The organism is Aromatoleum evansii (assembly GCF_045689615.1).
GTDB lineage: Bacteria > Pseudomonadota > Gammaproteobacteria > Burkholderiales > Rhodocyclaceae > Aromatoleum > Aromatoleum evansii.
The window spans coordinates 788581-810521 of record NZ_CP141259.1; the positions used below are offsets into that span (position 1 = coordinate 788581).

The 21941-nt window shown below is 66.6% G+C and carries 24 protein-coding genes; 17 read left to right on the plus strand and 7 right to left on the minus strand.

All coding sequences use genetic code 11. The features are described 5' to 3' along the window. The 4 genes from gmhB to U5817_RS03500 all read left to right on the plus strand — a co-directional run bounded on the left by gmhB (position 1) and on the right by U5817_RS03500 (position 4417). The gene (gene gmhB / locus U5817_RS03485) at positions 1-540 is read left to right on the plus strand and encodes a D-glycero-beta-D-manno-heptose 1,7-bisphosphate 7-phosphatase (protein WP_169130037.1); all 540 of its coding nucleotides are present in this window, start codon (positions 1-3) and stop codon (positions 538-540) included. A gap of 8 nt (positions 541-548) precedes the next feature. Next, positions 549-1319, plus strand: coding sequence for a lysophospholipid acyltransferase family protein (locus U5817_RS03490; protein ID WP_169130039.1), 771 nt, complete (start codon positions 549-551; stop codon positions 1317-1319). Positions 1320-1372: 53 nt separating this feature from the next. Further along, positions 1373-3082 (plus strand): sensor histidine kinase, encoded by a 1710-nt coding sequence (locus tag U5817_RS03495; protein WP_407279724.1) that lies wholly within the window; start codon positions 1373-1375, stop codon positions 3080-3082. Positions 3083-3208: 126 nt separating this feature from the next. Further along, positions 3209-4417, plus strand: coding sequence for a PilT/PilU family type 4a pilus ATPase (locus tag U5817_RS03500; RefSeq protein ID WP_169130043.1), 1209 nt, complete (start codon positions 3209-3211; stop codon positions 4415-4417). 429 nt (positions 4418-4846) lie between these two features. Here the strand turns inward: U5817_RS03500 and U5817_RS03505 are convergent, their stop codons facing one another. The 5 genes from U5817_RS03505 to U5817_RS03525 all read right to left on the minus strand — a co-directional run bounded on the left by U5817_RS03505 (position 4847) and on the right by U5817_RS03525 (position 8717). Then, positions 4847-5413, minus strand: a complete 567-nt coding sequence (locus U5817_RS03505) for a phasin family protein (RefSeq protein WP_407279725.1) — start codon at positions 5411-5413, stop codon at positions 4847-4849. Positions 5414-5742: 329 nt separating this feature from the next. After that, on the minus strand, positions 5743-6519 hold the full coding sequence (locus U5817_RS03510) for an enoyl-CoA hydratase (RefSeq protein WP_169130049.1): 777 nt from the start codon (positions 6517-6519) through the stop codon (positions 5743-5745). Between the two features lie 29 nt (positions 6520-6548). Then, positions 6549-7109, minus strand: coding sequence for a lipopolysaccharide transport periplasmic protein LptA (gene lptA, locus U5817_RS03515; protein ID WP_169130051.1), 561 nt, complete (start codon positions 7107-7109; stop codon positions 6549-6551). After that, on the minus strand, positions 7106-7687 hold the full coding sequence (lptC, locus tag U5817_RS03520) for an LPS export ABC transporter periplasmic protein LptC (protein WP_169130053.1): 582 nt from the start codon (positions 7685-7687) through the stop codon (positions 7106-7108). Before lptC ends, lptA begins: the two co-directional genes overlap by 4 nt. A gap of 34 nt (positions 7688-7721) precedes the next feature. Then, entirely contained in the window at positions 7722-8717 is a 996-nt protein-coding gene (locus tag U5817_RS03525; protein WP_407279727.1) for an SIS domain-containing protein, read from the minus strand. A 142-nt stretch (positions 8718-8859) separates the two neighbouring features. Between U5817_RS03525 and U5817_RS03530 the strand changes: the two genes are divergently transcribed. The 11 genes from U5817_RS03530 to murA all read left to right on the plus strand — a co-directional run bounded on the left by U5817_RS03530 (position 8860) and on the right by murA (position 18046). Then, complete coding sequence (locus tag U5817_RS03530; protein WP_407279728.1) at positions 8860-10830, plus strand: monovalent cation:proton antiporter-2 (CPA2) family protein; 1971 nt, start codon at positions 8860-8862, stop codon at positions 10828-10830. Positions 10831-10990: 160 nt separating this feature from the next. Next, entirely contained in the window at positions 10991-11809 is an 819-nt protein-coding gene (locus U5817_RS03535) for an ABC transporter ATP-binding protein (RefSeq protein ID WP_169130059.1), read from the plus strand. Then, positions 11806-12600: a lipid asymmetry maintenance ABC transporter permease subunit MlaE gene (mlaE, locus tag U5817_RS03540; protein WP_169130061.1), complete on the plus strand. Its 795-nt coding sequence runs from the start codon at positions 11806-11808 to the stop codon at positions 12598-12600. The genes U5817_RS03535 and mlaE overlap by 4 nt, the downstream gene beginning before the upstream one ends. Continuing rightward, the gene (gene mlaD, locus U5817_RS03545; RefSeq protein WP_169130063.1) at positions 12597-13070 is read left to right on the plus strand and encodes an outer membrane lipid asymmetry maintenance protein MlaD; all 474 of its coding nucleotides are present in this window, start codon (positions 12597-12599) and stop codon (positions 13068-13070) included. Before mlaE ends, mlaD begins: the two co-directional genes overlap by 4 nt. A gap of 28 nt (positions 13071-13098) precedes the next feature. Further along, the gene (locus U5817_RS03550; protein WP_407279729.1) at positions 13099-13875 is read left to right on the plus strand and encodes a VacJ family lipoprotein; all 777 of its coding nucleotides are present in this window, start codon (positions 13099-13101) and stop codon (positions 13873-13875) included. A 57-nt stretch (positions 13876-13932) separates the two neighbouring features. Next, the gene (locus U5817_RS03555; protein WP_407279730.1) at positions 13933-14553 is read left to right on the plus strand and encodes a phospholipid-binding protein MlaC; all 621 of its coding nucleotides are present in this window, start codon (positions 13933-13935) and stop codon (positions 14551-14553) included. After that, complete coding sequence (locus U5817_RS03560; protein WP_169130069.1) at positions 14550-14834, plus strand: lipid asymmetry maintenance protein MlaB; 285 nt, start codon at positions 14550-14552, stop codon at positions 14832-14834. The genes U5817_RS03555 and U5817_RS03560 overlap by 4 nt, the downstream gene beginning before the upstream one ends. A gap of 13 nt (positions 14835-14847) precedes the next feature. Beyond that, positions 14848-15744, plus strand: coding sequence for an ABC transporter ATP-binding protein (locus tag U5817_RS03565; protein WP_407279731.1), 897 nt, complete (start codon positions 14848-14850; stop codon positions 15742-15744). Beyond that, on the plus strand, positions 15737-16504 hold the full coding sequence (locus U5817_RS03570; protein WP_407279732.1) for an ABC transporter permease: 768 nt from the start codon (positions 15737-15739) through the stop codon (positions 16502-16504). The genes U5817_RS03565 and U5817_RS03570 overlap by 8 nt, the downstream gene beginning before the upstream one ends. 11 nt (positions 16505-16515) lie before the next feature. Next, positions 16516-16773 (plus strand): BolA family protein, encoded by a 258-nt coding sequence (locus U5817_RS03575; RefSeq protein ID WP_407279733.1) that lies wholly within the window; start codon positions 16516-16518, stop codon positions 16771-16773. A 10-nt stretch (positions 16774-16783) separates the two neighbouring features. Beyond that, on the plus strand, positions 16784-18046 hold the full coding sequence (gene murA, locus U5817_RS03580; protein ID WP_407279734.1) for a UDP-N-acetylglucosamine 1-carboxyvinyltransferase: 1263 nt from the start codon (positions 16784-16786) through the stop codon (positions 18044-18046). A gap of 39 nt (positions 18047-18085) precedes the next feature. Here the strand turns inward: murA and rnk are convergent, their stop codons facing one another. Continuing rightward, on the minus strand, positions 18086-18493 hold the full coding sequence (gene rnk / locus U5817_RS03585) for a nucleoside diphosphate kinase regulator (protein WP_407279735.1): 408 nt from the start codon (positions 18491-18493) through the stop codon (positions 18086-18088). A 132-nt stretch (positions 18494-18625) separates the two neighbouring features. Between rnk and hisG the strand changes: the two genes are divergently transcribed. Continuing rightward, positions 18626-19267, plus strand: a complete 642-nt coding sequence (gene hisG, locus U5817_RS03590; protein WP_407279736.1) for an ATP phosphoribosyltransferase — start codon at positions 18626-18628, stop codon at positions 19265-19267. Next, positions 19264-20577, plus strand: a complete 1314-nt coding sequence (gene hisD, locus U5817_RS03595; protein WP_407279737.1) for a histidinol dehydrogenase — start codon at positions 19264-19266, stop codon at positions 20575-20577. The genes hisG and hisD overlap by 4 nt, the downstream gene beginning before the upstream one ends. 138 nt (positions 20578-20715) lie before the next feature. On the opposite strand, the gene hisC is transcribed toward hisD, so the two are convergent. Next, positions 20716-21786, minus strand: coding sequence for a histidinol-phosphate transaminase (hisC, locus tag U5817_RS03600; protein WP_407279738.1), 1071 nt, complete (start codon positions 21784-21786; stop codon positions 20716-20718). Between the last annotated feature and the right edge of the window lie 155 nt (positions 21787-21941).

Here is a 21941-nt window from a genome sequence, read left to right on the forward strand (position 1 = left end):
ATGCCGCAGAAGCTGATCATCCTGGACCGCGACGGCGTCATCAATTACGACTCCGACCAGTTCATCAAGTCGCCCGACGAGTGGAAGCCGATCCCGGGCTCCCTCGAGGCGATCGCGCGCCTCAACCAGTGGGGTTGGCGTGTCGTCGTCGCGTCGAACCAGTCCGGTGTCGGGCGCGGCCTCTTCGGCATGGACACCCTCAACGCGATCAACGAGAAGATGGTGAAGAGCCTCGCCCAGGTCGGTGGCCGGCTCGACGCGATCTTCTTCTGCCCGCATTCGGCCGATTCCACCTGCGACTGCCGCAAGCCCAAACCGGGTCTGTTCCTGCAGATCGCCGAGCGTTTCAACGCGAACCTCGACCGCGTGCCGGTGGTCGGCGACAGCCTGCGCGACCTGCAGGCCGGCGTCGCGGTCGGCTGCAAGCCCTACCTGGTCCTCACCGGCAAGGGCATGAAGACGCGCGACGATCCCGCGCTGCCCGAAGGCACGCTCATCTACCCCGATCTCGCGGCCCTCGTCGCCGATCTCACCGCCTGAAGGATACCGTGGTCGTCCTGCGCTCCCTGCTGTTCGCCATCGTCCTGGCGATCTTCACCCCGCCGTTCGCTCTGTTCGGCATCCTCGCCTATCCCTTGTCTCCCCGCACGCGCCACCGCATCGTCACGGCCTGGGCGCCGCTGATGATGTGGTTCATCCCGCGCATCCTGGGCATCCGCTACAAGGTCATCGGGCGCGAGAACATCCCTTCCGTGCCTTCCGTGATCCTCTCCAAGCACCAGTCGGCATGGGAGACGATGGCCCTGCAGGTGATCTTTCCGCCCTTGTGTTTCGTCCTCAAGCGCGAGCTCCTCAGGGTGCCGTTCTTCGGTTGGGGGCTCGCCGCCATTCCGGGCATCGCCATCGATCGCGCAGCCGGGAAGGATGCGCTCGCCCAGGTGGTCGATCAGGGCCGTGCCCGGCTCGCTGAAGGCTATTGGGTGGCGGTCTTCCCCGAGGGGACGCGCACCGCTCCCGGCGCCAAGCGCCGCTACAAGGCGGGCGGGGCTGCGCTGGCGCAGCAGGCGGGCGTGCCCGCGGTCCCGGTGGCGCATAATGCCGGGGAGTTCTGGGGCCGCGAGGCCTTCCTCAAGTATCCCGGCGAGATCACCGTCAGCATCGGCCCCGCGATCGATCCGACGGGCCTGGATGCCGCCGAGGTCAATCGCCGCTCCGCGGCGTGGATCGAAGGCGAGATGCACCGCCTGTTCCCGCACCACTACCGGAGTGGGCGCAGCAGCGCCGGTGCAGTGCCCGGCGAGGTCGAAGAGGCGGAGTGAACCGGGCGGCTTCGGTCGTCCCGCAAGCGGCCCTCCGGGGCACGGAGCGTGGAATGGATGGGGCGGAAGAAGTGCAGATGATGGATCGTCGCGGCAGGATCTCGTCCCGTCCGGCGCGATCGCAGGCGGGCGAGCCCGTCGGTCATTTCCGCCTGATGCGCTATTTCACGCTCGCCAGCCTTGCCGCGTTCGTGATCGTCGCCGTCGTCCTGTATTTCCTGCAGCGCGGCGAGATCACGTTCTTCTCCGAAGTCCAGCGCGAGCAGGGCGAGTTCTTCTCCCGTGCGCAGACGGATCTGGCTGCCAAGCAGGACCAGGCCGCGCGCGCCAGTCTGCTTGCGCTGCACGAAGCCGGGCATGTCACCCTCACGCGCGTTGTCGGCAATGTGCTGTGGGATACGCACATCGCGCCTTTCGCCGCGCGTGCGCAGGCCATTTCAGCGGCCCCCTGCCGCAGCGTTCCCCCTTCCGTCGCGGGCAGCAACGATCCGCGGCGCGCATGCTTTGCGGAGTTGGGCCGGACGATCATGGCGCTGCCGGGATTCGCCGAGCTCGACGCCAAGGCCTATGAGACGATGCGGGCGAGCAGCGTGTTCAAGATCAAGGTGTTCGATCTGCGCGGCATCACGATCTACTCGTCGGAGCACGCGCAGATCGGCGAGGACAAGGCGGATAACCAGGGGTGGAGGAGCGCTGCCGCCGGCGTGCCCGCGAGCGAGATGACCCATCGCGAGCGCTTCAGCGCCTTCGAAGGCGTGGTCGAGAACCGCGACCTGATCTCGAGCTACATCCCCGTGCGCGAGCGTGGCAGCGATCGCGTCATCGGCGTGTTCGAGATCTATTCCGACGTCACTTCCTTCCTGGGACACATCCAGGCGGTTTCGGCCGAACTCGGGGGGCTCGCGCGTGCGAACCAGACCGAGCTGGAGCGGACGCTGGCACAGAACGAGGCCAAGGTCCGGGGCAGCTCGGAAGTCTTTCTGCTCATCGTGGGAGGTACGCTGGTCGTCCTCTACGGCGCCCTGTGGGCGATAGTCCGCATCGGACAGCGCATCATCGACGCACAGGCAGGGGCGCAGGAGCGCGCCGCGGAGCGCGAAGAGCGCTGGCATCATGAGAAGATGGCCGCCCTGGCGACGATGGCCGCGAACGTCTCGCACGAGGTCGGCAATCCCTTGGCAACGATCTCGATGCTCGCGCAGGAGATCCAGCTCAACAAGCAGCGCGGCGGGTGCGAAACCTGCCAGCCGGCGCTGATTCTCGAGCAGACCCGCCGCATTGCCGGAATGACGCGGCAGATCTCGGAGTTCGCCGCGGCGCGACGGGAGTCGCGCGAACTCATCGATATCAACACGATGGTCAAGTCGGTCCTCGATTTTCTCGGCTTCGACCGCCGTTTCCGCTCGATTCGCCTCGAATTCAAGGGAGGTGCCGATCTTCCGGCTGTCACGGTGATCCCCGATTATCTCAACGAAGTGCTGATGAACCTGCTGCAGGCCTGCACGGAATGTCCGGCAGGTCCGGGCGGAAAGGGGGGCGCCATCATCGTCGAGACGATGACCAGCGGTGCCGAGCTGTTGATCCGCATCTCCAGCGAGTGCAAGGCCTATCCGGGCGTCTGCAAGGACCATGAGCGTTTCGAGGACAGCCGCTTCGATGTCGTTAGGCGGCGCATGCGGAGCCTGGGCGGCCGCGTCACGCGCGAGCGCTCGTACTACGAGATCGCCCTGCCGGCCCATGCGCCGGTCGCGCCCGCGTCCTGATTTTCCGGCTGACCTTCCCGCGGTACCGTATCCGGCCTTGCCGGGGATGTCCTAAAATTTCGCTTTCGTTGCTGAATCCGGTGGTCTGGCGGTTTCATGCCAGGCTTGCCCCCTGAAGGAATCCTTATGTCGTCCGCCCTGGGCATAGAAGAAGCCCGTTCCTACATGCACAGGCTGCTCAATGCGATGCACCAGATGGACGGGTCCGACCTGTTCATCTCGGTGGATTTTCCGCCGACCGTGAAGGCGCATGGCACGATGAAGGCGCTCAGCCAGCAGCGGCTCACGCCCGACATCACGCGTTCGCTGGCGCTTAGCCTCATGAATGACCGCCAGCGCGCAGAGTTCGAGGCAGAGATGGAGTGCAATTTCGCCATCTCCATCCCCGGTGTGTGCCGCTTTCGCGTGAACGTCTTCGTCCAGCAGCAGCACGTCGGGATGGTGATCCGCACCATCGCGTCCGAGATTCCCTCGCTCGCCAAGCTAGGTCTGCCCGAGGTGCTCAAGGAGATCATCATGACCAAGCGCGGCCTCGTGCTGGTCGTGGGCGGCACCGGTTCGGGAAAGTCGACGACGCTCGCGGCGATGATCGATCACCGCAACAGCTCGGGGCCGGGACACATCATCACCGTCGAGGATCCGGTCGAGTACGTCCATCGCAACAAGCAGTGCCTCGTCACCCACCGCGAGGTCGGCGTGGACACGCACTCCTGGGAGCACGCGTTGAAGAACACGCTGCGCCAGGCGCCCGATGTGATCCTGATCGGCGAGATCCGCGACCGCGAGACGATGGAACACGCGATTGCCTTCGCCGAGACCGGCCACCTGTGCCTGGGCACGCTGCATGCGAACAACGCCAACCAGACGATAGACCGCATCGTCAATTTCTTCCCCGAGGAGCGCCGCAACCAGCTCCTGATGGATCTGTCGTCGAACCTGCGGGCGATCGTGTCGCAGCGCCTGATCCGCACCGAAGACGGCAAGGGGCGCAAGGCCGCGATCGAGATCCTGCTCAACACCCCGACGATCGCGGAGATGATCTTCAAGGGGCAGTTCCAGTCCATCAAGGAGATCATGGCGAAGTCGCGCGAGCTGGGCATGTGCACCTTCGACCAGGCCCTGTTCGACCTCTACGACGCCGGCTTCATCAGCTACGAGGAGGCCATCCGCAACGCCGACTCGACCAACGAGCTGCGCCTGCAGATCAAGCTGAAGGCCGAGCGCGGCCAGCCGAAGACCTCCGCGGCCGCGGAATTGAGCCTGTCGATCGAGGAGGAGAAGGACGAGGAGGAGGCCGAGGGCTCCGCCGCTCCGGGCGTGAAGGTCGCTGGCTAGGAGCCTGTCGGACTTGAAGAATCGAAGCGAAAATTCGGCTGTGCGAGGACAGATTTTGTCGATTTTGCAGGTCAATAGTCATTCTATTGACCAAAAAAGCGGCGAAATATGGACCGCCCAGGCGGATTTGCCGCCGATTTCCTTTAGGTCCGACAGGCTCCTAGGTGGCGAGTCGTCGATCGGGCACGCGGATTCCGTTCGGCCGAGCCCTTCGACTTCGTTCAGGACAGGCCTGTCGAAGCCTTGCCGATTCCCGTCGACAATCCAGCCCTGAGCAAGATCGGAGGATTTTGATCGTTCGCCGCCGTTAGCGGCCGCGCCCCTGCGATTCCCGCCGTAAAACAAAAAGCCCCTCAGATTGCTCTGCGGGGCTTTTTGCTGCCGCGCCGCCCCGGACGGGGCGGGCGCGTCGATCAAATCAGACAGCGATCAGGCAGCCTTCTTCGAAGCGGTCTTGGCGGTGGCGCTCACGGCCTTGACGGTGGCGTTGGTCGCGGCAGCGACGTTCGCCTCGGCGATCTCGGCGACTTGCTTGGCAGCCTTGCTGACGCTGTCGTAGGCGCTGTTGGCGGCGGCGATGGCCGACTTGACGGCGGCGACGGCGACGTCCGAACCGGCGGGAGCCGACTTGGCAGCCTTGTCGAGAGCGGCGGCGACGTTCTTGTTCAGCTCGGCGATCTGGGCTTCGACCAGCTTCGAGACTTCTTCCTGACCCTGCGAAGCGATTTCATACACGCTGCGGTTGTAGGCCACGGCCTTCTCGACCAACGGCTGAACCAGCGCGGCCTGCAGGCCCAGGAATTCCTGGGCGTCCTTCGCGCCGAGCAGGGCCTTGGAGTTGGCCAGGCCGTCTTCGAGGATCGAACGGGCGGTGTTCAGGTTCAGGGCGGCGAAACGCTCGGCGCTGGCGAAGGCGTTGTTGGCCAGGGTCAGCAGGGTTTCGACGTTGGTCTTGTTGGCGGCGGCGAATTGCTCGGGAGTAGCAAACATTTTCATCTCCTGATGAAGGTTACGTTTGGATTTGGTTTGCTTCGCGCCGGCCGCAGTGCGTGGTGCGTCGCAACATGGATTCGATTATAGGTCGGCGCAACTGCGTGTCAAGCTCTTTTGTGCATTGCACAAAAAAATTCTTGCAGCGCTTGCCGGCGTCCCGCGTTTCTCTATGTGCCTGTTTTTTCTTTGTTTCATATTGAAACAAATGCCAAGCGGCAGGTTGCGGTTATGTGCCAACGGCATTGATGCCGCTACGCAGCATGCGCCGCGAAGATTACACGAAAATTACGGGAGGAGGGCGCCGCCGCAGGATTGCGGCGGCGCAAAAAGCATCAGCGATGCTTGAAGACGGGCTTGCGCTTCTCGACGAAGGCGGCCATGCCTTCCTTCTGGTCTTCCAGGCCGAAGGCGGAATGGAAGGTGCGACGTTCGAACAGCAGGCCTTCGGTGAGGCTGCTCTCGAAGGCGCGATTCACCGACTCCTTGATCATCATGACGGCCGGCAGAGAGAAACTGGCGATGATCGTGGCGGCCTCGATCGCCTCTTCAACGAGGCGGTCGGCGGGGATGATGCGAGCGACGAGGCCGGCACGTTCGGCCTCGGCGGCGTCCATCATGCGCGCGGTGAGGCACATGTCCATCGCCTTGGCCTTGCCGATCGCGCGCGGGAGGCGCTGCGTGCCGCCGGCGCCGGGCAGGACGCCCAGCTTGACTTCGGGCTGGCCGAACTTGGCGGTGTCGGCGGCGAAGATCATGTCGCACATCATCGCCAGCTCGCATCCGCCGCCCAGCGCGAAGCCGGCGACGGCCGCGATGATCGGCTTGCGGCAGGTCTTCAGGCGCTCCCAGTTGCGCGTGATGTAGTCGCCCTTGTAGGCGTCCATGTGCGAGTAGTTTGCCATCGCGCCGATGTCGGCGCCGGCCGCGAAGGCCTTTTCCGAGCCGGTGATGACGATCGCGCCGATGTCCTCGTTCTTCTCGAAGCCGTCGAGCGCGTGGCCGACTTCATCGATCAGCTGGTCGTTGAGGGCGTTCATCGCCTTCGGGCGATTGAGCGTGATCAGTCCGACCCGTCCGCGCGTTTCGACGATGATGTTGTTGTACTCCATGCGTTCTCCTCGGTTGCAGGGTGAAGCGGTCAGTTGGTCTTCTCGGTGCCGGAATTCTTCGGCTGGATCACGGCGCGCACGCGCCCGTCGCCGGCGGCGCGCGTCTCGGTCTTGCCGGGCTGGTTGGTGACCAGGTAGTTCTCGCTCAGCGAGTCGTACTCGATATAGTGCCCGCGCACCTCGTCGGCGCCGGATTTCACGTGGGCCTGGTTGAACAGGCGTGCGCGCTCGGCGCGGCTGTCGTACTCGATGCGCTCGGCCTCGCCTTCGACGTACTCGTTGCTGCCTTCGCGCTTCTGGCGGAAGGTCGCGAGCCGTTTCTCGCTGCCGGTTGCGACGCCCGACTGGAAGCCGTCCGCCCCCTGGGTCACGACCAGCTTCGCGCCCTTGATCACGAGGGTGCCCTGGGTCAGCACCACGTCGCCTTCGAAGACGTGCACCTTGTTGCGGTCGTCTACGGTGACGCGGTTGGCTTCGATGTTGACCGGTTGGTCGCGGTCGGCGCGCTCGGCCAGCGCGGGTTGCGACAGCAGGCCCAGAACGAGTGCGTGAGCGAGCGCCAGCAGGGCAGGGAGGGAAGTGCGCGTCATGGTGAGTTCCGGTTGGTGCGCGGGATGTGCACGCGCGCGTTGCCGATGAGTTCCAGGGTGCCGAAGATATTGTCGGACTTCATGCCGTTCGCGTGGGCCGTGCTCGTCCCCTGCGTGATCGCGACCGGGTCGGAGCTCGCGGCGCGCTCGTCGTCGGGCCAGATCGTCAGCGAGGACGAGGCGAGCGTCATTTCCGGGCTGCCTTCTGCCGCATCGCGTCGCGCTCGCACGTCGCCGGTCAGGCGTACCTCTTCGCCCTCGCGCAGCACCTCGCCCTGTTCCGAGCTGAGATGCAATTCGCGTCCGTCGGCCTCGTAACGCAGGCGGGGGCGCTCCAGCCCCGTGGTATTCGTTTGCGGGTGGTGCGTGATCCGGTCGGCCAGCAATTCGTAATGTTGGCGGCCTTCGCGGTCGAATGCGATCAGGCGCGTGCGTTCGGCGATGAAGTCCGGTTCGGCGCGCGTCTGCGCCGACGGGCGGGCCTCGTCTCCGGTGGTGACACGCTCCAGCCACAGCGAGGCGCCGGCCACGATGAGCAGGCCGGCGAGGGGGTAGAGTTGCTGGACGGACGGTTTCACGGCCGGGGTGTCGGGCGGGACAGGGCGAAGCGCATCAGATCACCTTCGCGAGCATGAGGTCGTGGGTCGTCAGTGCACCGGCCAAGGCGCCCCGATCGTCGACAACCAGCAGCTGGTTGATGCGCTGCCGTTCCATCATCTCGGCGGCGGCAACGGCGAGCGCGTCGGGGCCGATGCTGCGCGGGCTGCGCGTCATCACCTCGGCGATCGTCGCGCTGCGCGCGTCGCAGCCGCGTTCCAGCGTCCGGCGCAGGTCGCCGTCGGTGAATATGCCGATCGGGCGGCCGTCGGTGGCGACGACCGCGGTCATGCCCATGCCGCCGCGCGACATCTCGATCAGCGCCGCCATCATCGAGGCGTCCTCGCGTACCTGCGGCACGCGCTCGCCGGGGCGCATCACGTCGCTGACATGGGTCAGCAGGCGGCGACCGAGACTGCCTCCCGGGTGCGAACGGGCGAAATCGTCGGCGCCGAAGCCGCGCGCATCCAGCAGCGCCACCGCGAGGGCGTCGCCGAGCGCGAGCGCGGCCGTGGTGCTCGCCGTCGGGGCGAGATTCAGCGGACAGGCTTCCTCGGCCACGGCCGCGTCCAGATGCACATCGGCTTCGCGCGCGAGCGGGGATTCCGGTCTGCCGGTGATCGAGATGAGCTTGGCGCCCTGCCGCTTGACCAGCGGCACGATGGTGAGCACTTCCTCGCTCGCGCCGGAGTTCGACAGCGCGATCACGATGTCTTCCGGGGTGATCATGCCGAGGTCGCCGTGCGCGGCCTCCGCCGCGTGAACGAAGTAGGCCGGGGTGCCGGTGCTGGCGAGGGTGGCCGCGAGCTTGCGTCCGATGTGGCCCGACTTGCCGATGCCGGTGACGATGACGCGCCCGCGGCGCTGCAGGATCAGGTCCACCGCCTGTTCGAATTCGGCGCCGAGACGGTCCGCGAGGGCGACGATCGCATCGGCCTCGATGCGCAGCACGCGCCGTGCGAGGGGGATGGCGCCTGCTTCCCGCGCGGATTTGGGCTGGGGTGGGTTCATGGCGTTCGGAGCGGTTACACTTTTCTTTTATAGATCGCGTCGCGCGTCACGAGTCGTCGATAATGCAACGACGCTGCAGCGCACCAAGACAGGCGAGTATACCCGAACCGCCCGTCGAACCCGATGCACAACGCGGAGCCCCATGCCCAATACCCTGGAGTTGGTTCTCCTCCTGTTGGCCGCGGCGGTCGTCACGGTGGCGATCTTCCGCAGCCTCAATCTGCCGCCGGTGCTCGGCTATCTGCTGGTCGGCGCGGCCGTGGGGCCGCATGCGCTCAAGCTGGTGCCGGCGTCGGACGGTGCGAGCCATCTCGCCGAGTTCGGCGTCGTGTTCCTGATGTTCTCGATCGGCCTCGAGTTCTCGCTGCCCCGCCTGCTGGCGATGAAGCGGACCGTGTTCGGCCTGGGCTCGGCGCAGGTGCTGGGCTGCATCGCGCTCGTGATGGGGCTGGGCCATCTGTTCGGCCTGCCCTGGGGGGCGGGGCTCGCGCTCGGCGGTACGCTGGCGATGTCCTCGACCGCGATCCTGTCCAAGCTGCTGTCCGATCGCATGGAGCTCGACAGCAAGCACGGGCGCGAGACCATGGGCGTGCTGCTGTTCCAGGACATCGCCGTCGTGCCCCTGCTGATCCTGATTCCGGCGCTGTCACAGCCGGCCGAAGCGCTGGCGGAGACCCTGGGCATCGCGGCGCTGAAAGCCGCCGTCCTGCTGGCTCTGGTGCTCGGTTTCGGTCAGCGGCTGATGCGCGCCTGGTTCACCATCGTCGCGCGGCGCCGCTCGGGCGAGCTCTTCATGCTCAACGTGCTTCTCATCACGCTCGGCTTGGCGTGGTTGTCGCAGTGGGTCGGGCTGTCGCTGGCGCTCGGCGCCTTCCTCGCCGGCATGCTGATTTCGGAGACCGAGTTCCGCTATCAGGTCGAGGAGGACATCAAGCCTTTTCGCGACGTGTTGCTTGGGCTCTTCTTCGTCACGGTCGGCATGTTCCTCGACGTGCATGTGATCGCGAGCCATCTCTTCGCAGTGCTGGGCATGGTCGCGGCGTTGTTGGCCGTGAAGTGCGCGATCGTGTTCGCGGCCTCGCGCGCCTTCGGTTCCTCTGCCGGCACGGCGTTGCGCACCGGCCTGTGGCTGTGCGCGGGCGGCGAATTCGGTTTCGTGCTGGTGTCGCAGATCGACGGCCTCGGCCTGATGCCGCCTGCGCTGCTGCAGACCACGGTCGCCGCGCTGGTCGTGTCGATGCTGCTCGCACCGCTGGTCGTGCAGGCGAGCGACCGGATCGTGCTGCGCTTCGTTGCCTCCGAATGGCTGCTGCGTTCGATGGAGCTGACGCGCGTCGCGGCGCAGTCGATGAACACCAGCAAGCACATCATCATCTGCGGCTACGGGCGTAGCGGGCAGTACATGGCGCGCTTCCTCGAGCAGGAGAACGTCAGCTACGTCGCGCTGGATCTCGATCCCGAGCGCGTGCGCGAGGCCGCGGCGGCCGGCGATACCGTCGTCTACGGCGACGCCTCGCGCCACGAGACGCTGATGGCGGCCGGCATCATGCGCGCGAGCGCGCTGGTGATCTCCTTCGGCGAGGTCGAGGCGGCGCTGCGCGTGCTGCATCGCGCACTCGCGCTGCGACCGGACCTGCCCGTCGTCACGCGCGCCGCCGACGAGAAGGACATGGATCGCCTGGCGCAAGGCGGTGCCGCGGAGGTCGTGCCGGAGGCGTTCGAGGGCAGCATCATGCTGGCGTCGCACGCCCTCGCGCTCATCGGCGTGCCGCTCAATCGCGTCGTGCGGCGCATCCGCGACGTGCGCAACCAGCGCTATGCCCTCATGCGCGGCTTCTTCCACGGTACCTCCGATGCGGCCGACGGCCCCGAGGCACGCCAGGTGCGCCTGCATCCCGTGACCCTTCCGGCCGGCGCGCATGCGGTCGGCCGCACCCTGGGGGCGATGGCGCTCGACGAGTTCGGCGTGAGCGTGTCGGCCGTGCGCCGGCGCAACATCCGCGGCCTCGCGCCGAGTGCGGAAACGCTGATGCAGGCGGGTGACGTGGTCGTGCTGATGGGCGTGCCCGCCGACCTCGAGCAGGCGGAAGGGCGGCTGCTGCGAGGAAGGTGAGCCGCTGCGACGCCGATGGCGGCGTTCGTGCTTACGAATGCGCCGCAGGGCGCAACACTGTGTTCGTGTATTCGTTCCGCATCGGGGCGGCGGCAATGGCTGCCGCTTCCGCCCTGTCTGCTAAACTAGCAGGCTTTGAAGATCCCCGAGGGGCCTCGACTTGGTTTCCGAAACCGACAATCTGCTGGTGAGCCTGAAGGATGTCCGCTTCGCCTACGGCGAGCGCGAGATCCTGCGCGGCGTCAACCTGAAGGTGCCGCGGGGCAAGGTCGTTGCGATCATGGGTGGCAGCGGTTGCGGCAAGACCACGCTGTTGCGCCTGATCGGCGGGCAATTGCGCGCAACGGCCGGCACCGTCGAGGTCGCGGGCCGCAATGTTTCGTCGCTGGATACGGCCGAGCTGTACGAGATGCGCCGGCGCATGGGCATGCTGTTCCAGTTTGGCGCGCTATTCACCGACATGTCGGTGTTCGACAACGTCGCCTTCCCCCTGCGCGAACACACCGACCTGCCGTTCGGGCTCATCCGCGACATGGTGCTGATGAAGCTCAACGCCGTCGGACTGCGCGGCGCGGCGGATCTCATGCCGGCGGAACTGTCGGGCGGCATGGCACGCCGCGTCGCGCTGGCCCGCGCGATCGCGCTCGATCCGATGCTGATCATGTACGACGAGCCCTTCGCCGGCCTCGATCCGATCTCGCTCGGCGTCATCGGTCAGCTGATCCGCAAGCTCAACGATGCGCTCGGCGCGACGACGATCATGGTGACGCACGACATCATGGAGTCGCTGCAGATCGTCGACTACATCTATTTCGTCTCCGAAGGCGGCATCGTCGCGGAAGGCACGCCCGACGAGCTGCGCGCCTCCAAGGATCCCTGGGTGTACCAGTTCATCCACGCCGAGCCCGACGGCCCCGTGCCCTTCCACTATCCGGCCGAGGCGCTGGACGAGTGCCTCATCGGCGGGAGGGCCGCATGAACGGCCTGCTGAACTTCATCCGCCGCTTGGGCGCAATGGCGGTCGAGGGGGTGTGGCGCATCGGTTTCGCCGCACGCTTCTTCATGCTGCTGCTGCGCCATTCGGGGCAATCGCTGACGCGCATCCACCTGACGGTGCGCGAGATCTACTTCAGCGGGGTGCTCTCGCTGCTGATCATCGTCGTCTCGGGTCTCTTCGTCGGCATGGTGCTGGGCCTGCAGGGCTACGAGACGCTGCAGCGCTACGGTTCGGGCGATGCGCTCGGCGTGCTGGTGTCGCTGTCGCTGACGCGCGAGCTCGGCCCGGTCGTCGCGGGGCTGCTCTTCGCCAGCCGCGCCGGCCTCGCCGTGACCGCGGAGATCGGCCTGATGAAGACCACCGAGCAGCTCGATGCGATGGACATGATGGCGGTCAATCCCATCGCCCGCGTCGTCGCGCCGCGTTTCTGGGGCGGCGTGATTTCGATGCCGCTGCTGGCCGCGCTGTTCTCCGCGATGGGCGTGTTCGGCGGCTGGCTGATCGGTGTCGTGTTCATCGGTGTCGATGACGGCGCATTCTGGTCGCAGATGCAGGCGGCCGTGGATTTTCGCTTCGACATCATGAACGGCGTGATCAAGAGCTTCGTGTTCGGCGCGACGGTTGCGCTGATCGCCGTGTTCGAGGGCTACGACTGCACGCCGACCGCCGAGGGGCTGTCGCGTGCGATCACCCGCACCGTCGTGACCTCCGCGCTGGCGATCCTGGCGCTCGATTTCGTGCTTACATCTCTTATGTTCCGAGGGCAGTCATGAGGCGTACAACGCTCGACCTGTGGGTCGGTTTCTTCGTGATCATCGGCATGGCCGCGCTGATGTTCCTCGCGTTCAAGGTCGGCAATCTGGGGGCTGCCAACGGCGGCGAGACCTATCTCGTGAGCGGACAGTTCGACAACATCGGCGGCCTGAAAGTGAGGGCGCCGGTGAAGAGTGCCGGTGTCGTCGTCGGCCGCGTCAAGGAGATCCGCTTCGACTCCAAGACCTATCGCGCCGTCGTCTCCCTGTCGCTCGATGCGAGCTACCAGTTCCCGCGCGACACGATTGCGACCATCCTGACCTCCGGCCTGCTCGGCGAGCAGTATGTCGGCCTCGAGCCGGGGGGCGACGAGGCGATGCTGAAGAGCGGCGACGCGCTGCAGATCACCCAGTCGGCGGTCGTGCTGGAGAAGCTCATCGGCCAGTTCATGTTCGACAAGGCTGCCGAAGGGTCGGCGCCCGCGAACTGATCCGGTCGGGCGCACTCTGAATCCCATAATGAAAAAGAAGACCTCCCCCAAGTTCGTCAAGGCGCTCGCCCTCGCGTCCGCCTGTTTCGCGCTGGCCGGCTGCACCGCGCGCGTCGCCAATCCGGACGATCCGCTCGAAGGCTACAACCGCGCGATGTTCACCTTCAACGAGAAGGTCGACCAAGCGGCGATCGAACCCGTCGCCAAGGCCTACGACAAGATCACGCCGCTGCCGGTGCGTACCGGCGTCGGCAACTTCTTCGGCAACGTCGGCGACGTGTGGATCGGCGGCAACAACCTGTTGCAGGGCAAATTCGCGGATGGCCTGAGCGACCTGCTACGCTTCGCGATCAACTCGACGGTCGGCATCCTCGGCTTCTTCGATGTCGCCAGCGAGCTCGATCTGCCCAAGCACGACGAGGATTTCGGTCAGACCCTGGGCTGGTGGGGTGTGGGTGAAGGCGCCTACTTCGTGGTGCCCTTCTTCGGCCCCCGCACCGTCCGCGATGCCGCGGTGTTGCCGATCGACCTGTACGGCGACGACGTGTGGGGCATCCGGGATGTCCCGACGCGCAACAGCCTCACGGCACTGCGTCTCGTGCATGCACGCGCCAACCTGCTCGGCATCGACAAGACGCTCGAGGAAGGCACGCTGGACAAGTATGCGTATGCGCGCGATTTCTACCTGCAGCAGCGCCGCTACCGCGTGTTCGACGGCAATCCGCCGCTCGAGGAGATCGATTTCAACGGCGCCCGCAGGCAGCAGGATGACGCCGAGCTGCTGGCGGAAAGCGGCGCGCAATAAGTGTTTGAAGGACAACAGGGGCCCGCGCATGGTCGCCGGAGTTCCCGAGGAGTGATGATGAAGAAGTTCCTGCTTTCCCTGTGTCTGATGTTCGCGGTGCTGCCGGTGTTTGCGGGCGACGCGCCCAAGGCGCCCGATGCGCTCGTGCGCGAGGTGAGCGACGATGTCCTGACCATCGTGCGTCAGGACAAGGCGATCCAGTCCGGCGACACGCGCCGTGTGATCGACCTGGTCGAGGAAAAGGTCCTCCCGCATTTCAACTTCCGCCGCATGACCATGCTGGCGGTGGGCAAGGACTGGCGCCAGGCGAGCCCCGAGCAGCAGGGCAAGCTCGTCGAGGCCTTCCGCACCCTGCTCGTGCGCACCTATTCCAACGCGCTGACGCAGTATCGCGACCAGACCATCGGCTACAAGCCCGCCAAGTTCGGCGAGGCCGACACCTCGGTGCGCGTGCAGACCGAAGTCCGCCAGGCCGGCGCGCAGCCGATCAACATCGACTACACGCTCGAAAAGACCGCCGAGGGCTGGAAGGTCTTCGACGTGGTCGTCGCCGGCGTGAGCCTCGTGACCAACTACCGAGGCACCTTCGCCCAGGAGATCCGCTCCGGTGGCGTGGATGGCCTGATCAAGTCGCTGGAGCAGAAGAACCGCGACCTCGCCGCGCCGGCACGTACATGAGCGCCGCTTCGGGCAAGGTCCTCGCCATCGACGGCGAGCTGACGATGGCGACGGCCGCGCAGTGGATCGAGCGCGGTCGCGCACAGGCACGCACGGAGGATCTCGTCGTCGACCTGTCCGGCGTCACCGCGGCGGATTCGTCCGCGCTGGCACTGCTGTTCGACTGGATGCGCGTTGCCCGCGCGAGCGGGAACAAGGTTCGCCAGACCGGCATGCCGGCGGGGATGCGCAGCCTTGCGACGCTCTACGGTGTCGACGAGTTGCTGCCCGCCGACGCCTGAGCCGCTGCAGTCGATGACTACACCCGCAATACGGATCGTTTCGGCGACCAAGCGCTATGCTTCCCTCCAGGCGCTCGCCGGCGTCGACCTCGAAGTCGCGCAGGGCGAGTTCTTCGGCCTGCTCGGGCCCAACGGCGCAGGCAAGACGACGCTGATCTCGGCCCTCTCGGGTCTCGTGCGCCCGGATGGCGGGATCTTCGAGATCATGGGCCACAACGTCGTCTCCGATTACCGCAATGCCCGGCGCAACCTCGGCGTCGTGCCGCAGGAGCTGGTCTTCGATCCCTTCTTCTCGGTGCGCGAACTGCTGCGCATCCAGTCGGGCTACTTCGGCATCCGCAACAACGACGACTGGATCGACGAGATCCTCGCGAGCCTCGACCTGACCGCCAAGGCCGGCGCCAACATGCGCATGCTCTCGGGCGGCATGAAGCGGCGCGTGCTCGTCGCGCAGGCGCTCGTGCATCGTCCGCCGGTGATCGTGCTCGACGAGCCGACCGCGGGCGTCGACGTCGAATTGCGGCAGGGCTTGTGGCAGTTCATCCGCAAGCTCAACCGTGACGGCCACACCATCGTGCTGACCACGCACTACCTCGAGGAGGCCGAAACGCTGTGCGGTCGCATCGCGATGCTGAAATCCGGCAAGGTCGTCGCGCTGGACACCACGGAGAACCTGCTGCGGCGTTTCGCGAGCCACTCGCTCGGTGTCCGCCTGGAGAACCCCGAGATGGCCGCCGCACTCGGCGGAACGCTTGCGGTGGGCGGATGGGCCGATTTCCCGCTCGAGCGCTACGAGGATCTCGAGCCGCTGCTCGCGCGGCTGCGCGAGGCGGGGGCAAGGATCCTCGAGCTGCGTCTCGGTGAGGCGGACCTCGAGCGCGTGTTCGTGGAGGTCATGAATCGTGCATGACCGCCTGATCGGATTCCGCACGCTGCTGTACAAGGAAGTGCTGCGCTTCTGGAAGGTGAGCTTCCAGACCGTCGGCGCGCCGGTGCTCAATGCGCTGCTCTACCTGCTGATCTTCTCGCATGTGCTCGACCGACACGTGACGGTCTATGGCGACGTCGCCTACACCGCCTTCCTCGTGCCGGGGCTGGTGATGATGTCGCTGCTGCAGAACGCCTTCGCCAACAGCTCCTCGTCGCTGATCCAGAGCAAGATCACCGGCAACATCATCTTCGTGCTGCTGCCGCCGCTGTCCTACCGCGAGTTCTATGCCGCCTACGTGATTGCGTCGGTGCTGCGAGGGCTGTTCGTCGGCTGCGGGGTGTTGCTCGTGTCCTTCCTCTTCGTCGAGCTGCCGCTGGCGGCGCCGGGCTGGATCTTGGCGTTCGGCCTCATGGGGGGCGCGATCCTCGGTTCGCTGGGCGTCATCGCCGGCATCTGGGCGGACAAGTTCGACCAGCTCGCGGGCTTCCAGAACTTCCTGATCATGCCGCTGACGATGCTGTCCGGCGTGTTCTACTCGATCCACTCGCTGCCGGCGTTCTGGCAGAAGGTCTCGCACATCAACCCGTTTTTCTTCATGATCGACGGTTTCCGCTACGGCTTCTTCGGCCAGTCCGACGTCTCGCCGTGGCTGAGCCTTGCGGTTGTGGGTGTCTGTTTCGTGTTCCTCGCAGTGCTGACCCTGGCGATGCTCGCCCGGGGCTACAAGCTGCGGGCTTGAGGGTAGTCAAAATGTTTGAAGCAGCAGAAATCAAGCGTCTCATCGAGCAGGGCATGGCCTGCGAATTCGTGGAGGTCCAGGGCGACGACGGGGTGCATTTCACCGGCATCGTCGTCAGCGCCGAATTCGAGGGCAAGCCCAAGGTGCGCCAGCACCAGGCCGTGTATGCGACGCTCGGCAGGTTCATGGGCAACGAGATTCACGCGCTGCAGCTGCAGACCTACACCCCCACCAAGTGGGCCGAAGTGCGCACCGACCTGGGCTTCTGAGCGGGACGCGATGGACAAGCTTCTGATCGAAGGCGGCGCCCGTCTCACGGGCGAAACCGCCATTTCCGGCGCGAAGAACGCGGCCTTGCCCATTCTGTGCGCGGCGCTGCTGACGCGCGAGCCGGTCACCTTCACGAACGTGCCTCAGCTCAACGACATCGGCACGCTGCTGAGGCTCCTCGCGCAGATGGGCGTGAAGGTCAGCCGCGGTTCCGGCGACGATGCCGGCACCGTGACGCTCGATGCTTCCGAACTCGACAATCCGGTCGCGACCTACGAGATGGTCAAGACCATGCGTGCGTCGATTCTGGTGCTCGGCCCGCTGGTCGCGCGCTGCGGCGAGGCGAAGGTGAGCCTGCCCGGCGGCTGCGCGATCGGTGCGCGACCGGTGGATCAGCACATCAAGGGCCTGCAGGCGATGGGCGCGCAGGTCGCGGTCGAGCATGGCTACGTGCATGCGCAGGTGCCGCGCCTCAAGGGCGCACGCCTGTTCACCGACATGGTCACCGTCACCGGCACCGAGAACCTGATGATGGCGGCCTGCCTCGCCGACGGCGAGACGGTCATCGAGAACGCGGCACGCGAGCCCGAGGTCGTCGATCTGGCGAACTGCCTCGTCGCGATGGGGGCGCGCATCTCGGGCGCCGGCACCGACGTGATCCGCATCCGCGGCGTCGAGCGCCTGACGGGCACGACCCATCGCATCATGCCGGACCGCATCGAGACCGGCACCTACCTGTGCGCCGCCGCCGCCACGGGCGGCGAGATCCGCCTCACGCGCACCTCGTCGGCCTATCTCGACGCCGTGATCGACAAGCTCATGGACGCCGGTTGCGACGTGGTCTCCGAGCGCGACGCGATCCGCCTCAAGGCGCCGCAGCGCCTCACGTCGGTGAGCATCCGCACCTCGCCCTACCCGGCCTTCCCCACCGACATGCAGGCGCAGTTCATGGCGATCAATGCGGTCGCGAACGGTGCGGCGGTGATCCGCGAGACGATCTTCGAGAACCGCTTCATGCACGCGGTCGAGCTCCAGCGCCTCGGCGCCGACATCCGCATCGACGGCAACACCGCGATGGTGCAAGGGGTGGAGCGTCTGCAGGGTGCGACCGTGATGGCCACCGATCTGCGTGCGTCGGCGAGCCTCGTGATCGCCGGACTGGTCGCTGAGGGTGAGACCGTGATCGAGCGCATCTACCATCTCGACCGCGGCTACGAGCGCCTCGAGCAGAAGCTCGCCGACCTCGGTGCACGGGTGCGCCGGCTGGCCTGATCGCGGGGGCGTCGGCCGCTGTGCCGGCGCCCGTACGTCCTACAGGTCGAAGCGCCCCGCGGCCTCCGGCTGCCAGGTCACGCCCAGCACTTCGAGCCGGATCGGCTGCCGGTCCGAATTCTCCCAGTCGATCGTTTGGCCTACCGAGAGGCCCAGCAGGGCGCTCCCGGCCGGGGTGAAGACCGAGACCCGGCCGGCGTCCGCCGCCGCGTCGCCGGGGTAGACCAGGGTGAGCTCATGCTCGCGTCCGCCGGGCAGTTCGCGGAAGCGCGCGCGGCTGTTCATCGTGATGACGTCGGGCGGCATGTCCTGGGGCTCGCGCACGTCGGCGCGCGCGAGCTCGTCCCGCAGCCCGTTGAGGTCGCTGCGGTTGCGGGCGGCCGGTGCGGCCAGAAGTCCCTCGAGGCGATCGAGGTCCTGCGAGGAAATCACGATATCGGGTTTCATGGCGTTTCGACTCCCTGCGTCGGGCAAAAAGTAAAAAAGGCCGAACCGCAGCGCGGTTCAGCCAGTCTCCGAAGGCTAACAGAAGGGCGGGCAGGTTACAATGTCAGCCCGAATTTTCACGAGGCACCCTTCGTGTCCAGCATCACCCTTGCCCTGTCCAAGGGCCGCATCTTCGAGGAAACGCTGCCCCTGCTCGCGGCCGCCGGCATTACCCCGACCGACAACCCCGAGACCTCGCGCAAGCTCATCATCGGCACGAACCGCCCGGACGTGCGCCTCGTGATCGTGCGTGCGACCGACACGCCGACCTATGTCCAGTACGGCGCGGCCGACCTCGGCATTGCGGGCAAGGACGTGCTCCTCGAACACGGCGGGGCCGGGCTGTACCAGCCGCTGGACCTCAACATCGCGAAGTGCCGCCTGTGCGTCGCGACGCAGAAGGGCTTCGACTACGCCGCAGCGACGCGCCCCGGCGGGCGCATCCGCGTCGCGACCAAGTACATCAACAGCGCGAAGGCGCACTTCGCCGCGAAGGGCGTGCATGTCGACCTGATCAAGCTGTACGGCTCGATGGAGCTCGCGCCGCTGGTCGGCCTCGCGGACGCGATCGTCGACCTCGTCTCGAGCGGCAACACGCTGCGCGCGAACAACCTCGAGGAAGTCGAGGAGATCATGCAGATCAGCTCGCGCCTGGTCGTGAACCAGGCCTCGCTGAAGCTCAAGCGCGAACTCCTCCAGCCCCTGCTGGACGCCTTTGCCGGAGCCGTCAAATGAGCGATGCGAACCGCCTGATCCGCCGCCTCGACGCGCGCGATCCCGACTTTCTACCCACGCTGGACGCGCTCCTCGCCTTCGAGAGCGGCGCGGACGCACGCATCGACGCGGCCGTCACCGAGATCCTGAGCGCCGTACGCACCACCGGCGACGCCGCGGTGATCGAATACACGCGCCGCTTCGACCGCCTCGACGTCAAGTCGATGGCCGGGCTGGAGCTGCCGAAGTCCGAACTGAAGGCCGCGCTCGACAGCCTGACCGTCGAGCAGCGCGAGGCGCTGCGCATCGCCGCCGATCGCGTGCGCCTCTACCACGAGCGCCAGCGTGCCGAATCCTGGGACTACGTCGAAGCCGACGGCACGCGTCTCGGCCAGAAGGTCACGCCGCTCGATCGCGTCGGCCTGTACGTGCCCGGCGGGCGCGCGTCCTACCCCAGCTCGGTGCTGATGAACGCCGTGCCGGCCAAGGTCGCCGGCGTCGGCGAGCTGATCATGGTCGTGCCGACCCCCAACGGCGAGAAGAATCCGCTGGTGCTGGCCGCTGCCGCGATCACCGGCGTCGATCGCGTGTTCACTATCGGTGGCGCCCAGGCCGTGGCCGCGCTCGCCTATGGCACGCAGACCCTGCCGCAGGTCGACAAGATCGTCGGGCCGGGCAACGCGTATGTCGCGGAGGCCAAGCGCCGCGTCTTCGGCACGGTCGGCATCGACATGGTCGCCGGCCCCTCGGAGGTGCTCGTCATCTCCGACGGCAGCGGCCATTCCGACTGGGTCGCGATGGACCTCTTTGCGCAGGCCGAGCACGACGAGCTCGCGCAGTCGATCCTGCTGTGCACCGACGCCGCGTTCATCGATGCGGTCGAGGCCTCGATCGAGCGCCTGCTGCCGACGATGCCGCGCCGCGAGACGATCGCCGCGTCGCTCGCGAACCGCGGCGCGCTGATCCACGTCGAGAGCCTGGAGCAGGCCTGCGCGATCGCGAACCGCATCGCGCCTGAGCACCTGGAGCTCTCGCTCGACGAGCCAGAGCCTTGGATCGACCGCATCCGCCACGCCGGCGCGATCTTCGTCGGCCACTGGTCGGTCGAGGCGCTGGGCGACTACTGCGCCGGCCCCAACCACGTGCTGCCGACGATGCGCAGCGCGCGCTTCTCGTCGCCGCTGGGCGTGTATGACTTCCAGAAGCGCACCAGCATCATCCAGATATCGGAAGCAGGTGCGCAGACGCTGGGGCGCGTCGCCTCCACGCTCGCCCACGGCGAGGGGCTGCAGGCGCACGCGCGTTCGGCGGAGATGCGGTTGCGCAAGTAAGGACCGCGGCAGAACGCGCGCCGTGGGAGCGGCTTCAGCCGCGAATCGGCGGTGTAGCGCGCGCTGCGGCCCGTTCGCGGCTGAAGCCGCTCCCACGGGAGCCCCTCAAACCGTTCCCGCAGGAACTAACTGAATCTGCTACCCGAGGATCTGCCGCAGCGCGCCGATCAATGCGGCGCACTGCTCGTCCGTGCCCACCGTGATACGCAGGAACTGCTCGATGCGTGGCTGGCGGAAGTGGCGCACGATGATCGCGCGCTGGCGCAGCTCCGTGGCTAGCTCGCCCGCGTCGCGCGTCGGGTGCGTGGCGAACACGAAGTTCGCCGCCGAGGGCAGCACCTCGAAGCCGAGGGTGGACAGGTCGGAAACGAGCTGGCCGCGCGTGCGGATCACCGCCTGGCGCGTGCGCTCGAAATACTCCTCGTCTTCGATGGCTGCGGTGGCGCCGACGATCGCCAGCCGATCCAGGGGGTAGGAGTTGAAGCTGTCCTTCACGCGCACCAGCGCCTCGATCAGCGCGGGATGGCCGATCGCGAAGCCCACGCGCAGGCCCGCGAGCGAGCGCGACTTGGAGAAGGTCTGCACCACCAGCAGGTTGGGATAGCGTGCCGTGAGCGGAATTGCCGACTCCCCGCCGAAATCCACGTAGGCTTCGTCGATCACGACGACGCACTGCGGGTTGCCGGCCACGATGCGCTCGATCTCGGCGAGCGGCAGCAGGCGCCCGGTCGGCGCGTTCGGGTTCGGAAAGATGATCCCGCCCGCGGCCTTGCCGTCGGCGGGCAGGTAGTCGTCGGGGCGGATCGCGAGGTTCTCGTCGAGCGCTACGGTATCGAACTCGATGCCGTAGAGCCCGCAGTACACGGGGTAGAAGCTGTACGAGATGTCCGGGAAGCGCAGCGGGCGGTCGTGCTTCAGCAGCGCGAGGAAGGCGTGTGCGAGCACCTCGTCGGAGCCGTTGCCGACGAACACTTCCTGCACCGTGATGCCGTGGCGCGCGGCGATGGCGGCGCGCAGCCGTTCCGAGGTCGGGTCGGGATAGAGGCGCAGTGCGTCGGATGCCTCGGCACGGATTGCCTCGATCGCCTTCGGCGATGGGCCGTACGGGTGCTCGTTGGTGTTGAGCTTGACCAGGTTGGCGAGCTTGGGCTGTTCGCCCGGGACATAGGGGGTCAGGCCGTGGACGACGGCACTCCAGTATTGGCTCATCGGCGGGTCGGGGCAGGATTGTCGGAAGAGGCCCGCGCAGGCCCGGCGGGGCTGCAGCCGGCGTTGCGGCGGGACAGTCTGGCGATGGTATCATGCCCGAGAGTGACGCCCGAGCGCGTACGAGCACCCGCTCAACTCCACCCTTCTCGTCAATT

Excerpts from the sequence above, each read along its gene's own strand:
- U5817_RS03555 (WP_407279730.1), top strand. The coding sequence starts at position 13,933 with ATGAAGAAGTTCCTGCTTTCCCTGTGTCTGATGTTCGCGGTGCTGCCG.
- U5817_RS03500 (WP_169130043.1), top strand. The coding sequence starts at position 3,209 with ATGTCGTCCGCCCTGGGCATAGAAGAAGCCCGTTCCTACATGCACAGG.
- U5817_RS03575 (WP_407279733.1), top strand. The coding sequence starts at position 16,516 with ATGTTTGAAGCAGCAGAAATCAAGCGTCTCATCGAGCAGGGCATGGCC.
- U5817_RS03505 (WP_407279725.1), bottom strand. The coding sequence starts at position 5,413 with ATGAAAATGTTTGCTACTCCCGAGCAATTCGCCGCCGCCAACAAGACC.
- U5817_RS03530 (WP_407279728.1), top strand. The coding sequence starts at position 8,860 with ATGCCCAATACCCTGGAGTTGGTTCTCCTCCTGTTGGCCGCGGCGGTC.
- lptA (WP_169130051.1), bottom strand. The coding sequence starts at position 7,109 with ATGACGCGCACTTCCCTCCCTGCCCTGCTGGCGCTCGCTCACGCACTC.
- rnk (WP_407279735.1), bottom strand. The coding sequence starts at position 18,493 with ATGAAACCCGATATCGTGATTTCCTCGCAGGACCTCGATCGCCTCGAG.
- gmhB (WP_169130037.1), top strand. The coding sequence starts at position 1 with ATGCCGCAGAAGCTGATCATCCTGGACCGCGACGGCGTCATCAATTAC.
- U5817_RS03560 (WP_169130069.1), top strand. The coding sequence starts at position 14,550 with ATGAGCGCCGCTTCGGGCAAGGTCCTCGCCATCGACGGCGAGCTGACG.
- mlaE (WP_169130061.1), top strand. The coding sequence starts at position 11,806 with ATGAACGGCCTGCTGAACTTCATCCGCCGCTTGGGCGCAATGGCGGTC.
- U5817_RS03525 (WP_407279727.1), bottom strand. The coding sequence starts at position 8,717 with ATGAACCCACCCCAGCCCAAATCCGCGCGGGAAGCAGGCGCCATCCCC.
- mlaD (WP_169130063.1), top strand. The coding sequence starts at position 12,597 with ATGAGGCGTACAACGCTCGACCTGTGGGTCGGTTTCTTCGTGATCATC.
- murA (WP_407279734.1), top strand. The coding sequence starts at position 16,784 with ATGGACAAGCTTCTGATCGAAGGCGGCGCCCGTCTCACGGGCGAAACC.
- U5817_RS03565 (WP_407279731.1), top strand. The coding sequence starts at position 14,848 with ATGACTACACCCGCAATACGGATCGTTTCGGCGACCAAGCGCTATGCT.
- hisC (WP_407279738.1), bottom strand. The coding sequence starts at position 21,786 with ATGAGCCAATACTGGAGTGCCGTCGTCCACGGCCTGACCCCCTATGTC.
- hisD (WP_407279737.1), top strand. The coding sequence starts at position 19,264 with ATGAGCGATGCGAACCGCCTGATCCGCCGCCTCGACGCGCGCGATCCC.
- U5817_RS03550 (WP_407279729.1), top strand. The coding sequence starts at position 13,099 with ATGAAAAAGAAGACCTCCCCCAAGTTCGTCAAGGCGCTCGCCCTCGCG.
- U5817_RS03495 (WP_407279724.1), top strand. The coding sequence starts at position 1,373 with ATGGATGGGGCGGAAGAAGTGCAGATGATGGATCGTCGCGGCAGGATC.
- U5817_RS03510 (WP_169130049.1), bottom strand. The coding sequence starts at position 6,519 with ATGGAGTACAACAACATCATCGTCGAAACGCGCGGACGGGTCGGACTG.